This window comes from Pseudomonas sp. 3JA, assembly GCF_036961705.1.
Classification (GTDB): domain Bacteria; phylum Pseudomonadota; class Gammaproteobacteria; order Pseudomonadales; family Pseudomonadaceae; genus Aquipseudomonas; species Aquipseudomonas fluorescens_Q.
Genome location: NZ_JBAMDJ010000028.1, coordinates 1 through 12567, shown reverse-complemented (window position 1 = coordinate 12567; position 12567 = coordinate 1). Strand labels below are relative to the sequence as shown.

Below are 12567 nucleotides of genomic sequence, written 5' to 3'. Positions count from 1 at the left end.
AGCGGGAGCTGCCGTCGGGGCAGCTCCCGCCACGTTCAGAACGGAACCGCCACCACCAACTGGCTGTAGACGTTGGTGCCGTTGCCGGCAACCTGATTGCCACCGCTGTCCGCATCCTTCTCAGGCTTGTACAGGCCCACCAGCGGCGTGATGATCAGGTGTTCATTCACCGCCCATTCCACGTACAGGTCCAGCTCCTGCGCATCGAGGTTCAGCGCGTCACGGGCATGCAGGGTCTGGTAGTCGAAGAACAGTGCGCCAATGGTCACGGTTTCTGCCGGCTTGAGCTTGAGGCCCACGTGCTGGACGGCGGTATTGCTATTGAACGGGCCGGCATAGTTGCCCGCCACTTCCCCCTGGAACCAGGTGCCATAACCGCGGTTCTGTCCGTTGAACATCGAGTCCCAGCCTTTGGAATAGCGGCTGTAGCGATAGGTCAGGTCCGGTGTCCAGGGCAAGTCGGCGAAGGTGTAGCCGGCTTCGCCGTACCAGGCTTTCTCCGGGCCCGCGTCCTTGTCCTGCCAGGCGTACTCGAAGGCGAAGTGGGCGTTTTCGATGCCAGCATTGCCGGCGCCGCGCAGGCTGTAGATGTCCATGCCTTCGCGCTGTTTCTGGAAGTCGCTGGCGTAGCGGTCATCGACATCGGTGCCATGGATATAGGTCAGCCCCAGGGTGCCAGGCGCGGCGGTATATTCCAGGGTGCTCGCGGCCATCTCGGTGTTGGCTTGGGCGCGGTTGTCGGACTTGATCCACATCAGGCTGCCATGCACGCCTTCCTTGCCGCCCAGGCGCACGACAGCGGTTTCGTCGAAGGCATGCCGGGCCGCCAGGTAATAGGCGCCGCCACGGTTGAGCTCGCCATCGGCCACGCCTTTGCCCAGGTTCAGGCCATCGTCGTTGATGATGAAACCGTCTCCCAGGGTGATCACTTGGCGGCCGTAGGACAGGTCGACACCGTCTTTGCCCAATGCCGGGAACAGGTCCCCCGAACGCCAGCCGGCAAAGGCTTCATCGAACTTGGTGGTGCGTTCGGAGCCGTCGCTCAAGCCGGCTGCATCGCCATCGCCCCAAGTGCCGGAGCTGACCAGGTTGGCCGTCCCGTAGAAACTGCCCAGGTTGCCGAGTGTCTGGTCGATACTCAGGCCATACTTAATGAAGCCTTCGCGCCAGCTTGAACCACCGGTGGTGCCGTCGTAGTTCTTGCGGCTGTTGAACAGCCCGTAGACCGCCAGGAAGTTGCCGGTGACGGTGGTGTCTTCGTCGGAATAAAGCTCATAAGCCTGGGCCGGTGAATCGGCGACCAGCAGGGCGATGCCCAAGCCGATGGCATTGCGCAGCAAAGGTGTACGGCGTGTGTGTCCCATGGTGGGATTCCCCAGTGCGATTGGACAGTAGAGCGCGCATTAAGGGGAGAGGTACCCAGGGAAGTCTTTCACCTGCCTGCCATGGAGTTGATCTAGGCCGCCAGCGCGGCGGTGTTGGCAGGCAGCAACAAAACCGGCGGCAGACATGGGCAAGACGCCCGGCGCGGTGCGGCGCAGAGTAAGGCTGCACGCAACGCCGTTTCGATCAGGGACTGGTTGGGGAAGGCATGATCGCCGGTTCCTGGACGGCTGTGGCATCCATACTAAAAATCCGCTTTCGAGGACCTTGCACCATGTCGATCAATGACAGGCTCACCGAGCACTTGAACCGGGGTTCGGTGGGCTTTCCCACCGCGTTGGCCAGCACCATTGGCTTGATCATGGCAAGTCCCGTGATTCTCACCGCGACCATGGGCTTTGGCATTGGCGGCAGCGCCTTTGCCGTGGCGATGCTGATCGCCGTGGTAATGATGCTGGCCCAGGCGACGACGTTTGCCGAGGCGGCGTCGATTCTCCCGACCACCGGCTCGGTCTATGACTATATCAACTGTGGCATGGGACGTTTCTTCGCGATTACGGGCACCTTGTCGGCCTATCTGATTGTCCATGTGTTCGCCGGCACCGCCGAGACCATCCTGGCCGGTGTCATGGCCCTGGTGAACTTCGAACACCTCAACACATTGGCCGAATCGGCAGGTGGCTCCTGGTTGCTGGGCGTGGGGTTCGTGGTGGTCTTTGGCGTGCTCAACGCGTTCGGCGTCAGCGCCTTTGGCCGGGCCGAAATCATCCTGACGTTCGGCATGTGGACCACCCTGATGGTGTTTGGCGTGCTGGGCCTGATCGCCGCTCCGGCAGTGGAGTTGGAGGGCTGGTTCGGCGCGTCCGTGGTGGGCACCGATATGGTCACGGTGCTGTCGCTGGTGGGCATGGCCATGTTCATGTTTGTCGGCTGCGAATTCGTCACGCCGCTGGCACCGGACCTGCGCCAGTCCGCCCGGACCATGCCCCGGGCCATGATGTTGGGCTTGTTCAGCGTCGCCACCTGCATGTTCATCTACGGTGCGGCGATGAAGCGCCAAGTGGAAAACGTGCTGCTCGATGCCACCAGCGGCGTGCATCTGCTGGACACCCCCATGGCGATTCCACGCTTCGCCGAACAGGTCATGGGCGATATCGGCCCGATGTGGCTGGGCATTGGCTTTCTGTTTGCCGGTGCGGCGACCATCAACACCCTGATGGCCGGCGTACCGCGGATTCTCTACGGCATGGCGGTGGACGGTGCGTTGCCGAAAATCTTCACCTATCTGCACCCGCGCTTCAAGACGCCGTTACTGTGCATCCTGGTGGCGATGCTGATTCCGTGCCTGCACGCGTGGTGGCTGGGCGGCAATACCGACAACATCATGCACCTGGTGCTGGCCGCGGTGTGCGCCTGGAGTTTTGCCTACCTGCTGGTGACCGTGTCGGTGGTCAGCCTGCGGATTCGTCGCCCCGATCTGCCGCGGGCCTATCGCTCGCCGTGGTTCCCGTTGCCACAGATCCTGTCCAGTGTCGGCATTATGCTGGGCATGTGGTTCATCACGCCGCCCGGCATGAACCCGGCAGACATCTACGTGCCCTTCGCGGTGATGCTCGGTGGCACGGCAGCGTACGCCTTGTTCTGGACCCTGGTGGTACAGAAGGTCAATCCATTCAAGCCAGCGTCGGTAGAAGACGTGTTGGCCAAGGAGTTCTCCCATGAGCCAGGGCAACCTGCGGGCGAGTTTGTCGACCCTGCTGCAAAAACTGTCTGAGTTGTTCAGCGCCCAGCGCACCCCGGCCGGGTATCGGCCCGGGGTGACCCTGGAACACCTGCGGCGCAACCTGGCGCTGGCGCAATTCGAGGTGACGGGCCTGACTACGGCGACGGCAGCCACCGACGATGGCAGCTTGCAGTTGGAGATCGTCGAACGCACCGAGTCGCAGTTGTTGATGCACCTGGTGATGACCGAGTTCGTCCTGCGCGTGCCTGCCTCTCGAGAGGGCACGGCGCGCCTGGAGCTGCACCACGGCGGGGCTGTTCGGCGCAGTGGTATTCGCTGCCGGCAGCGGGATGGGCGCAGTGACCTGGCGGACCGGTTGCAGGCGGCGGTGGAGCAGGATCTTGTGCTGTATCAGGCCCTCATGCCCCTGGATTTCAAACGGCTGCGCATCGATTTGCAGGGACGCCAGTGGTGCGTGCGCCTGGAACACATGGGCGGTAGCGAAGTGGTCAATCGCATGCCGGCCTTTCGTCGGTATATCCCGTTGAGCCGCGAGCAGCGCTGCGTCTTGCTGGCAACCTTGAGCGGTCTGCAGCGGGTACTGGCAACGCTCTGATTCTGTTGTGCTGCCCTGGCATCATTCCTGCTACTGCTCTGGTGATCAGGTACTTGTTGCGTGCATATAGATAACATGTTAACTATTGCCGCACAAAAACAATAAGCCACTGCGGAGAATGCCATGAGCATGCAACAGGTTGGGCAGGACGGTCTGGATATCTGGAACCGGGATCTGCGGGCGACTTGCGGCCACTTCGATACCGAGCTGGCCTTCAATCGTTCCCTGTTTATTGGTGAAGTGTCGAATTTCCATCGGGGTGGCCTTGCCCTCGCGAACCTGCGCACCAACGCCGGTAGCATCAAGCGTCACCTACCCAACGCGGATCACGACGATGACCAGGATTGCTTCCTGGTCAGCCAGCGCAGCGGCTACTGCCGCATTACCCAGAACGGCTTGAGCATTCAGCTGGCACCCGGTGAACTGCTGCTGATGGATTCCGTGGGGGCGCTTGAGATCAGCCCGTTCGGCCTGATCGAGCACGCGGTGCTGTCCTTGTCTCGCCAGGACGTGTCGCGACAACTGGGCGGGGAGACCAAGACTTTCGGCAAGGTTTCGTCCAGCAAGGCGTGTGGGCGGATGCTGCATGTCTTGATGGACCAGCTGTGCAGGGACACACCCGACGGCGAGGGCGCCGCGGGCGAGGGTGAAGCGTTGCAGAGTGCCTTCGTTTCGCTGTTGGGCTCGGCCTTGGAGCACAGTAGCGATGCCCGTGATGAGGGGGTTGCGTTGCAGGGCAGCCATCTGCGCAGCTATGTACAGAAGGTCATCGACGAGTCACTGACCCAGCCCGGCCTCAGCCCGGTGGGCCTGGCCAATCGACTGAATATTTCGGTGCGGCATCTGTATCGATTGTTCGAAGAGCAGGATGACAGCGTTTGCCGCTATATCCAGCGGGCCCGGCTCAAGCGCAGCGCTGATGACCTGACCAATCCGTTCCTGCGGGACGAGTCCATTACCTCGATTGCCTACAAATGGGGCTTTACCGATTCGGCGCATTTCAGCCGTTCGTTCAAGAAGCAGTTCGAGCTGTCGCCCAAGGAGTTTCGTTCCAGCCGTTTGCAGGAGGGGCAAGGGATGGCTTGAATGAGGTCGTCGTTGACTGGATGATCGCTATCGCGAGCAAGCCCGCTCCCACAAAGGGATTTGTGATGAACATGATTTTTGTGGGTGACACTGGAAAGTGTGGGAGCGAGCTTGCTCGCGATGACGGTGGTCCATCCACCCTCACCGCAAGCTGACTCCCCCCACTCAGGCTCAAACCTCCGGCAACGTCGACCCCCCATCGACCACCAAAGTCTGCCCGGTCACATAACTGGCCAGGCTCGATGCCAGGTACAGCATGGCGCCGGCGATGTCACTCGGTTGGCCCAATCGACCCAGCGGCACCCGGCGGGCAATGTCCTGGTTGACTTCATCGTCGCCCAGGTTGGCCATGGCCGGTGTCGCGATCATGCCCGGCTCGACCCCATTAACGCGGACATTCTCGGCCGCCAGTTCCAGCGCGGCATTGCGAATGAAACCATTGACCCCGGCCTTGGAGGCCGCGTAGTGGCTGAGCCCTGGATACGCCACCCGCGGGCCGGTGACCGAGGAGGTCACCAGCACGCAGCCTTGGCCCTGGCATCGGAACATCGGCAACGCGGCCTGGGTCAGCCAGAACAGCGCCGACAGGTTCACCGCCAGCGTACGCTCGAGCATCGACGGGGTGATCTCGGCGAACGGTGTCAGCGGAAAATACCCGGCGTTGTGGATCAGGATATCCAGCCTCCCCAAGCGCTGCTCCAGCTCGGCCATCATCCCGAAGACCGCCGTTGCGTCGGCCAGGTCAACCCCCACCGCTTGTACCTGACAGCCCTCGGCGGTCAATTCGTCGGCCACCGCTTCGGCGCGCGCCAGGCCAAGGTCGGCGATGACCACGCGAGCCCCACGCAGGGCAAACGCTTCAACGATGGCCCGGCCAATGCCCTGGGCGCCGCCCGTGACCAATACGGTCTGGCCGCTGAAATCCAGATCCTCAGACATCGCTGGCCTCCATCCGGCTGAAGGCCAGTGTCGGTACATCGACAATGCTGGAGCCGCCATCGGCCACCAGCGTCGCCCCGGTGATGATCGACGCATCAGGGGAGGCCAGGAAACGGCAGACGTTGGCGATTTCCTCCGCACTGGCCGGCCTGCGCAACGGCACGTCGGCGCAGACCCGGTCATACGCCTGTTGCAACGTTTCGCCATGGAACTGCATCAGTGCCTGCATTTCTTCATCGGCCATGGGGGTGCGGACCCAACCTGGGCAGACTGCATTGACCCGTACGCCGTGAGGCCCGTAATCCCTTGCCAGGGAGCGGTTGAGGCCCAACAGCGCATGCTTGGCGGTGGTGTAGCCGCACACGTGGGAGCCTGCCGCCAACGAAGCGATGGAGGCAATCAGCACAATGTTGCCGGCGCTTTCCTGCAGCAGTGGCAGGCACGCCCGGGCGCTGTAGAAGGCGCTGTCGAGGTTGCTGCGCAGGGCCGCTTCCCAGGCCGATGGCTGAGTCTCGGTGGCGCTGCCCATGCCCAAACCACCGGCACAGGCGAGCAGCACGTCGAGTCGGCCATGACGCGTGCGAATCTGCTCGACGAAGCCGTCCCAGGTGTCTGGACAGGCCGCGTCCCCCACCAGCACCAGGCCGCCGATGTCTTCGGCGAGTGCTTCCAGGGGCTCGCGACGGCGGCCGATCAGCACCAGGTTGGCGCCTTCGGCGGCATACAGGCGGGCGCAGGCGGCGCCGATGCCGGTACCGGCACCGGTGATCACCACGGTACGTGATTCAGGCATCGGGATACTCCGTCTGATTGAGTACCTGGCAGTAGGAACTGACCGGGAAATTGGAGAACTCATCGAACGACGCACCGGCGTAGCCGAAGATCTTGCCGTCGCTGCGGTGCTGTTGCAGGTCGATCAGCACCAGGCCCAGGGTCGGGATGATTTTTTCCCGCCAGACGAACAGGTACAACTGATCGGCGATCTTGTAGGTGTCGCAGCGATCGGTGTCGCACAGGCCTTGTTCAACGCCCTTGAGGCACTGCCAGGAGTAGAACTGGTCGTTGAGGTAAATGTGTTCGTAGACCTCGCTCGGGCTGTAGCGATACAAGTTGCGCAGCCCCACCAATTCGGTAGTCGGTGTGTGCGGGCACAGGCCAGGCTGCCAGGGACGATCGAGGCTGCCGTGCAGGAACTGCGCTTGAACCAAGGTCAGGGGCTTGCCGGCCAGCGCCCGGCTGTAGAGGCCTTCGCCGGTTTCTTGCTGGCTCGGCATGCGGCCGATCACGGCGGTGAAGGCGGCGTTGGCGGTATCGAGCACCAGGCTTACCGACAGCGTCAGCTCGCCTTCGCGCTTGATGAAGTCCACCAGGTACAGGCCCGGGCGTACGGATGTGGCCCGGTAGGTCGCGCTGCCGTTGGAGTGCCCATCGACGGCGTTCCAGGACACGGTGTCCTGCTCGAAGCGATGCTCGATCTGCCAACCATTGGCGAAATGCAGGGTGAAGGTCTTGCTGTCCAGGTCGGCCAGGTTTGGCAGGATGAAAGCTCCGGGGGCAAAGCCATCGGCCAGGGCGCCGACGGTGATCCAGTCTGAAGATGTGCTCATTACAAGGCTCCGGTGGTTGAATTAGCCACTCGGATCATGCGGTGCCGGGTAACGGCGGCCTATCAACCAAATGGTTGATCAGAGGAACAGTGCGCTGACCAACTCGGTACGGCTGCTCACGCCTACCTTGCGAAACAGGTGGATCAGGTGAGTCTTGATGGTCGGCAAGCCCACCTCCAACTCCCGGGCCAATTGCTTGTTGCTGACGCCTTGGCGCAGCAGCCAGGCAATCTGGCGCTCCTTGGGCGTCAAGTCGCCCAGTGGGTCCTCATGGCTGGGCAAATGGGCCGCGGCCAGTTGCAGCAAGGCCTGCAACGCGCTGAGTTGGCTCAACTGCTGGCTGGTGAAGACACCTTGCTCGGCAGTGCGCAACAACGAAATCGCGGCTTGAGGCTGACCGTCCCGATGGGCGAAGACTTCCACCACATCGACCACGCCGTAGCGCTGCAGGAAGTCGTGATAACGATGGTTGTCACGCAGCGGTTGGCGGGTCATCGCCAGGCTCAACGGCACCACGGCCAACTCGCTGGACACGCAGTGGCGCGGGTGCAGCGGATCAAATTGGCGATAGTTGTCCAGATAGTCGCGGTGCATCTCGCCGCTCATCTTGTGCAGACTGAAGTCGTGGACCTGCAGTTGCCGATCAACGCAGTAGAACGCCGCCCGGCTGACGGGAACGAGCTGGGTAAATGCGTGCAGGCACTGGCCGGCGATGTCCTGGGTGGGGATGAGGTTCATGGTCGCACCTTCGCCGAGAGGGCTGCCGGTTGGGCCGGCAGCCAAGTCCGATCAGGCTACCGCGAAGTAGTGTTTGACGAAACTCTCACTGACCACTTCCCACAGCACTGGCGTGCCCTTGGTCACGAACCAGCTGTCGCCGGCCTTGTAGCGGGTGCTCTGGCCGGTGGCCTCGTCGGTGAGCACCACTTCACCGGTGACCACGGTGGCGTGTTCGGCGAAGGGATAGACCATCCGGAACTTGCCTTGGGTGGTACCGAAGTAGGCGCTGCTGACGGGGTCGGTTGGTGCGCCGAAGGTCATCTTGCCGAAGGCTTTGACTTCGCCTTCGAGAATCTGCGAACCGAGATCGGCGACGGTGCCCCAGGCGTCCAGGTCGGACAGCTGGATGTCTTTTTTGACGGTGATAAGGGGCATGGCAGTGACTCCTGATGATTAAAAAATAGCGAAGTTGGAAGGGGTTCTTGTGGCGAGGGGATTTATCCCCGCTGGGCGCGCAGCGACCCCTGAAAAAACCTGCATCTGCGCTGCTTATGGGGCTGCTTCGCAGCCAGCGGGGATAAATCCCCTCGCCACAGGGTGTATGTTCAGCCACACATCTCAGCGACGGCCGTTCCAGTAGCCCGACAGCTGGTGCCAGGACTTGCCAGCGGTCAGCAGCAATGGACGAATGGCGTCTTTGCCGATGATGGTCGGGCGATGGATCGAGCTGACCAGGTCGTAGCGCGCCGAGCCTTCGCTCATGCCTTCGGCCAGCACCTTGCAGATGATGTGGCTCGGCGTGACGCCAAAGCCTGAGTAACCCTGGACGAAAAACGCGTTGCTGCGCCCGGGCAGGGTGCCGATCTGCGGGAACAGGTTCGGGCTGCACGCCATCGGGCCACCCCAGGCCAGGTCGATCTTCACGTCCTTGAGGTACGGGAAGATCTTCAGCATCAGGCGCCGGTTCCAGGCCTTGAGATCCTGGGGGATGTGCTCCACCAACGGCGTGGCGGCACCGAACAGCAGGCGGTTTTCGTTGGTGACGCGGTAGTAGTCGATCACCGGGCGAATGTCACTGTAGGCACCGCGAATCGGGCTGATGCGCTGGATCAGTTCGTCCGACAACGGCTCGGTCATCATCTGGAAGGCGTAGGTGTTGATGGTCGAGCGGTGCAGCTCCGGTTCCAGCTTGTTGAGGAAACTGTCGCAGGCCCAGAGCAGCTTGCTGGCCCTGACCGAGCCACGCCCGGTACGCACGGTGATGCGCTCGCCATAACTGACTTCCAGCGCCGGGCTGTTCTCGAAAATCCGTACGCCGTGGCTGACCAGGGCCTTGGCCTCACCCAATAACAGGTTCAGTGAGTGCACATGCCCGCCGCCCATGTGCAGCAAGGCGCTGCCGTAGGCCTTGGAACCGATGATCTGCTGCACCTCGGAGCCGCCGAGAAACCGGATCTCGTGTTTGCTATTGACTGACTTGAAGTCTTTTTCCCAGGCCCGCAGGGTTTTCTCCTGGCGCGCGTTGAAGCCCATGTAGCCGTAGCCGTGGCAGAAGTCGGCATCGATGGCGTACTTGGCGATACGGTCCTTGATGATGTCGGCGCCCAGGTCGCTGATCTCGAAGATCTGGCGCAGGCCGTCTTCACCCACGTCCTTCTTGATCTTTTCCAGGTCATGACCGATGCCGGCCATAATCTGCCCGCCATTGCGCCCAGTGCCGCCGAACCCCAGGTAACGCGCCTCCAGCACCACGATGTTGGTGATGCCTTTTTCGGCGAGCTCCAGCGCGGTATTGATCCCGGAGAAACCGCCGCCAATGACCACAACATCGGCGTCCACGTCCTGTTCCAACGTGGGGAAGCTGAGGTTGTATTTCTTGGTGGCCGTGTAATAGGTGGGCGTTTCGATATTGATCATGACGCAACCTGACAAAGTGAAAGGAAACTCCGTTGCAACGCCATCGCAAGGCATTGCAGGGGATGGCCCTATTAAGAGCCTTGGCAGGGCGCTTGTCTTGATCATCCGTGCCGGGGGATTTGACCGAGCGCGCCATGGCGCCGAAAGCTGCCCCATGAAAAGTACAATCTTGGATCTGGAAGGTGCATTTTTCACCCGCCTGTGATTGGCCATACTGGACCGGCCTTAATCACTGATCCCGCTGTTTGTGCAATCTCAGGTTGCCGGGCAGAGACGGGATTGGCAGATGCCAATAATAAAAGAGCCTGTCCATGAAAAAGCCAAACCCGCTGCTCGAAGACCTCAAGCCCCTCCTGCCGGTCATTGCCGCCAATGCCTTCCAGGCGGAGAAAGACCGTAGCGTCCCTGCCGAGAATATCGCCTTGCTCAAAAGCATCGGCATGCACCGGGCCTTCCAGCCGAAACCCTACGGTGGCCTGGAGATTTCCCTGCCGCAGTTCGCCGACTGCATCGCGCTGCTGGCCGGTGCCTGCGCCAGCACGGCCTGGGCCATGAGCCTGTTGTGCACCCACAGCCATCAGTTGGCAATGTTCCCGGCCAGGGCCCAGCAGGAAATCTGGGGCGATGATCCCGATGCCACTGCCAGCAGCAGTATCGCGCCGTTTGGCCGCACCGAGGAAGTCGAGGGCGGTGTGACGTTCAGCGGTGAAATGGGCTGGAGCAGCGGCTGCGATCATGCCGAATGGGCGATCGTTGGGTTTCGCCGTAAAAACGCCGAAGGCGCCCAGGACTATTGCTTTGCGGTGCTGCCGCGTAGCGACTATGAGATTCGCGATGACTGGTTCGCGGTGGGCATGCGCGGCAGTGGCAGCAAGACGTTGATCATCGACAACGCTTTCGTGCCGGAATACCGGATCCAGAAAGCCAAGGACATGATGGAGGGCAAGTCCGGCGGATTCGGCCTGTACCCCGATAGCAAGATTTTCTACTCGCCATACCGCCCTTACTTCGCCAGTGGTTTTTCCACGGTCAGCCTGGGCGTGGCCGAACGCATGCTGGAGGTTTTTCGCGAGAAGACCCGCAACCGCGTGCGGGCCTACACCGGTGCGGCAGTCGGTGCCGCTACCCCAGCGTTGATGCGTCTGGCCGAGTCGACTCATCAGGTGGCCGCGGCCCGTGCCTTTCTGGAGAAAACCTGGCAGGAGCACGCCGAATACGGTGAGCGCCACGAATACCCCAGCCGGGAAACCCTGGCGTTCTGGCGGACCAACCAGGGCTATGCCACCAAAATGTGCATACAGGCCGTCGACCGCTTGATGGAGGCGGCTGGCGGCGGTGCCTGGTTCGAAAGCAACGAGTTGCAACGGCTGTTCCGCGACGCCCACCTGACCGGCGCCCATGCCTATACCGACTACGACGTTTGTGCGCAGATTCTCGGTCGTGAGTTGATGGGCCTTGAGCCTGATCCTTCCATGGTTTGACCGCCTGTTCGTTGAACCCTAGAACAATAATCGAGGCCGTCCCTTGAGGCGGCCGGGAGTCTTGCATGTCCAGTCTTTGTGATACCGCTTTCGATACCCGCGCGTTCCGCCGGGCCCTGGGTAACTTCGCCACTGGCGTGACCGTGGTCACCGCTGCCACTGAAGATGGCCGCAAGGTCGGTGTGACGGCCAACAGTTTCAATTCGGTGTCCCTGGACCCGCCATTGATCTTGTGGAGCATCGACAAGCGTTCGAGCAGCCATGGTGTGTTCGAAGCCGCCAGCCATTTTGCGGTGAACGTGCTGGCCGCCGACCAGATCGACCTGTCGAACAACTTCGCACGACCCAAGGAGGACCGCTTCGCCGAAATCGAATTCGAAACCGGCGAAGGCGGCGCCCCGGTGTTTGTCGATTGCTCGGCGCGTTTTCACTGTGAAAAATTCCAACAGGTCGATGGCGGCGATCACTGGATCATGATCGGCAAGGTCGTGGCGTTTGATGATTTTGGACGCTCTCCATTGCTCTATCACCAGGGCGCCTACTCGATGGTGCTGCCCCACACTCGCATGACCAGACGGGAAGAGGGCCAGTCCCCCAGCAGTCACTTCCAGGGGCGCTTGAGCCACAACCTGTATTACCTGATGACTCAGGCGCTGCGGGCTTACCAGGCCAGCTACCAGCCGCGTCAGTTGTCCACTGGCTTGCGCACCAGCGAAGCCCGGATGCTGATGGTGCTGGAGAACGACGCCGGGCTGAACCTGTGCGACTTGCAGCGGGAAGTGGCGATGCCGGCGCGCGAGATCGAAGAAGCCGTGGCCAACCTCAAGCGCAAGGGCCTGGTGACCGATGAAGGCGAACGGGTACGCCTGACCGCCAAGGGCATCGATGAGACCGAAGGGCTCTGGGCCATCGCCAAGGAACAGCAGGACAAGGTGTTCGGCCAGTTCGGCGAGGCCCAGGTGGAGCATTTCAAAGCAGTGCTCAAGGGTGTGATCAAGGGCGCTTGAGCTGAAACATGCATCAAGGCTTGGCACCAACCCCTGTGGCGAGGGAGCTTGCTCCCGCTGGGCCGCGAAGCGGCCCCAACACTCCAAG

Annotated in this window: 12 protein-coding genes; 5 read left to right on the top strand and 7 right to left on the bottom strand. The window is 61.8% G+C overall.

What is annotated here, in order from left to right; translation table 11 throughout:
• Positions 1-35: 35 nt before the first annotated feature.
• Positions 36-1364 carry an alginate export family protein gene (locus V7773_RS20605; RefSeq protein WP_336074816.1) on the bottom strand — a complete coding sequence of 443 codons (1329 nt, stop codon included), beginning with the start codon at positions 1362-1364 and terminating at the stop codon, positions 36-38.
• Positions 1365-1657: 293 nt separating this feature from the next.
• On the opposite strand from V7773_RS20605, the gene V7773_RS20600 reads away from it, so the two are divergent.
• The 3 genes from V7773_RS20600 to feaR all read left to right on the top strand — a co-directional run bounded on the left by V7773_RS20600 (position 1658) and on the right by feaR (position 4808).
• Positions 1658-3157 carry an APC family permease gene (locus tag V7773_RS20600; protein ID WP_336074814.1) on the top strand — a complete coding sequence of 500 codons (1500 nt, stop codon included), beginning with the start codon at positions 1658-1660 and terminating at the stop codon, positions 3155-3157.
• Complete coding sequence (locus V7773_RS20595) at positions 3102-3722, top strand: DUF3156 family protein (protein ID WP_336074812.1); 621 nt, start codon at positions 3102-3104, stop codon at positions 3720-3722. Before V7773_RS20600 ends, V7773_RS20595 begins: the two co-directional genes overlap by 56 nt.
• A gap of 123 nt (positions 3723-3845) precedes the next feature.
• Positions 3846-4808 (top strand): transcriptional regulator FeaR, encoded by a 963-nt coding sequence (gene feaR / locus V7773_RS20590; RefSeq protein ID WP_336074810.1) that lies wholly within the window; start codon positions 3846-3848, stop codon positions 4806-4808.
• A 171-nt stretch (positions 4809-4979) separates the two neighbouring features.
• Here feaR and V7773_RS20585 read toward each other — a convergent pair whose 3' ends face one another.
• The 6 genes from V7773_RS20585 to V7773_RS20560 form a co-directional block, all read right to left on the bottom strand.
• Complete coding sequence (locus tag V7773_RS20585) at positions 4980-5747, bottom strand: SDR family oxidoreductase (protein ID WP_336074809.1); 768 nt, start codon at positions 5745-5747, stop codon at positions 4980-4982.
• The gene (locus tag V7773_RS20580) at positions 5740-6540 is read right to left on the bottom strand and encodes an SDR family NAD(P)-dependent oxidoreductase (protein ID WP_336074808.1); all 801 of its coding nucleotides are present in this window, start codon (positions 6538-6540) and stop codon (positions 5740-5742) included. The genes V7773_RS20585 and V7773_RS20580 overlap by 8 nt, the downstream gene beginning before the upstream one ends.
• Positions 6533-7354 (bottom strand): molybdenum cofactor biosynthesis F family protein, encoded by an 822-nt coding sequence (locus V7773_RS20575; RefSeq protein ID WP_336074807.1) that lies wholly within the window; start codon positions 7352-7354, stop codon positions 6533-6535. Before V7773_RS20575 ends, V7773_RS20580 begins: the two co-directional genes overlap by 8 nt.
• Positions 7355-7432: 78 nt before the next feature.
• Positions 7433-8092 carry a helix-turn-helix transcriptional regulator gene (locus V7773_RS20570; protein ID WP_336074806.1) on the bottom strand — a complete coding sequence of 220 codons (660 nt, stop codon included), beginning with the start codon at positions 8090-8092 and terminating at the stop codon, positions 7433-7435.
• 51 nt (positions 8093-8143) lie between these two features.
• Positions 8144-8509, bottom strand: coding sequence for a cupin domain-containing protein (locus V7773_RS20565; RefSeq protein ID WP_092141253.1), 366 nt, complete (start codon positions 8507-8509; stop codon positions 8144-8146).
• A 183-nt stretch (positions 8510-8692) separates the two neighbouring features.
• Positions 8693-9991, bottom strand: coding sequence for an NAD(P)/FAD-dependent oxidoreductase (locus tag V7773_RS20560; RefSeq protein WP_336074804.1), 1299 nt, complete (start codon positions 9989-9991; stop codon positions 8693-8695).
• A gap of 311 nt (positions 9992-10302) precedes the next feature.
• Here V7773_RS20560 and V7773_RS20555 point away from each other — a divergent pair, with 311 nt between their 5' ends.
• Positions 10303-11472, top strand: coding sequence for a p-hydroxyphenylacetate 3-hydroxylase oxygenase component (locus V7773_RS20555; protein ID WP_336074802.1), 1170 nt, complete (start codon positions 10303-10305; stop codon positions 11470-11472).
• A 65-nt stretch (positions 11473-11537) separates the two neighbouring features.
• Positions 11538-12479, top strand: coding sequence for a p-hydroxyphenylacetate 3-hydroxylase reductase component (locus V7773_RS20550; protein ID WP_336074799.1), 942 nt, complete (start codon positions 11538-11540; stop codon positions 12477-12479).
• Positions 12480-12567: the final 88 nt, after the last annotated feature.

Excerpts from the sequence above, each read along its gene's own strand:
- V7773_RS20605 (WP_336074816.1), bottom strand. The coding sequence starts at position 1,364 with ATGGGACACACACGCCGTACACCTTTGCTGCGCAATGCCATCGGCTTG.
- V7773_RS20585 (WP_336074809.1), bottom strand. The coding sequence starts at position 5,747 with ATGTCTGAGGATCTGGATTTCAGCGGCCAGACCGTATTGGTCACGGGC.
- V7773_RS20570 (WP_336074806.1), bottom strand. The coding sequence starts at position 8,092 with ATGAACCTCATCCCCACCCAGGACATCGCCGGCCAGTGCCTGCACGCA.
- V7773_RS20550 (WP_336074799.1), top strand. The coding sequence starts at position 11,538 with ATGTCCAGTCTTTGTGATACCGCTTTCGATACCCGCGCGTTCCGCCGG.
- V7773_RS20555 (WP_336074802.1), top strand. The coding sequence starts at position 10,303 with ATGAAAAAGCCAAACCCGCTGCTCGAAGACCTCAAGCCCCTCCTGCCG.
- V7773_RS20600 (WP_336074814.1), top strand. The coding sequence starts at position 1,658 with ATGTCGATCAATGACAGGCTCACCGAGCACTTGAACCGGGGTTCGGTG.
- V7773_RS20560 (WP_336074804.1), bottom strand. The coding sequence starts at position 9,991 with ATGATCAATATCGAAACGCCCACCTATTACACGGCCACCAAGAAATAC.
- V7773_RS20575 (WP_336074807.1), bottom strand. The coding sequence starts at position 7,354 with ATGAGCACATCTTCAGACTGGATCACCGTCGGCGCCCTGGCCGATGGC.
- V7773_RS20595 (WP_336074812.1), top strand. The coding sequence starts at position 3,102 with ATGAGCCAGGGCAACCTGCGGGCGAGTTTGTCGACCCTGCTGCAAAAA.
- feaR (WP_336074810.1), top strand. The coding sequence starts at position 3,846 with ATGAGCATGCAACAGGTTGGGCAGGACGGTCTGGATATCTGGAACCGG.
- V7773_RS20565 (WP_092141253.1), bottom strand. The coding sequence starts at position 8,509 with ATGCCCCTTATCACCGTCAAAAAAGACATCCAGCTGTCCGACCTGGAC.
- V7773_RS20580 (WP_336074808.1), bottom strand. The coding sequence starts at position 6,540 with ATGCCTGAATCACGTACCGTGGTGATCACCGGTGCCGGTACCGGCATC.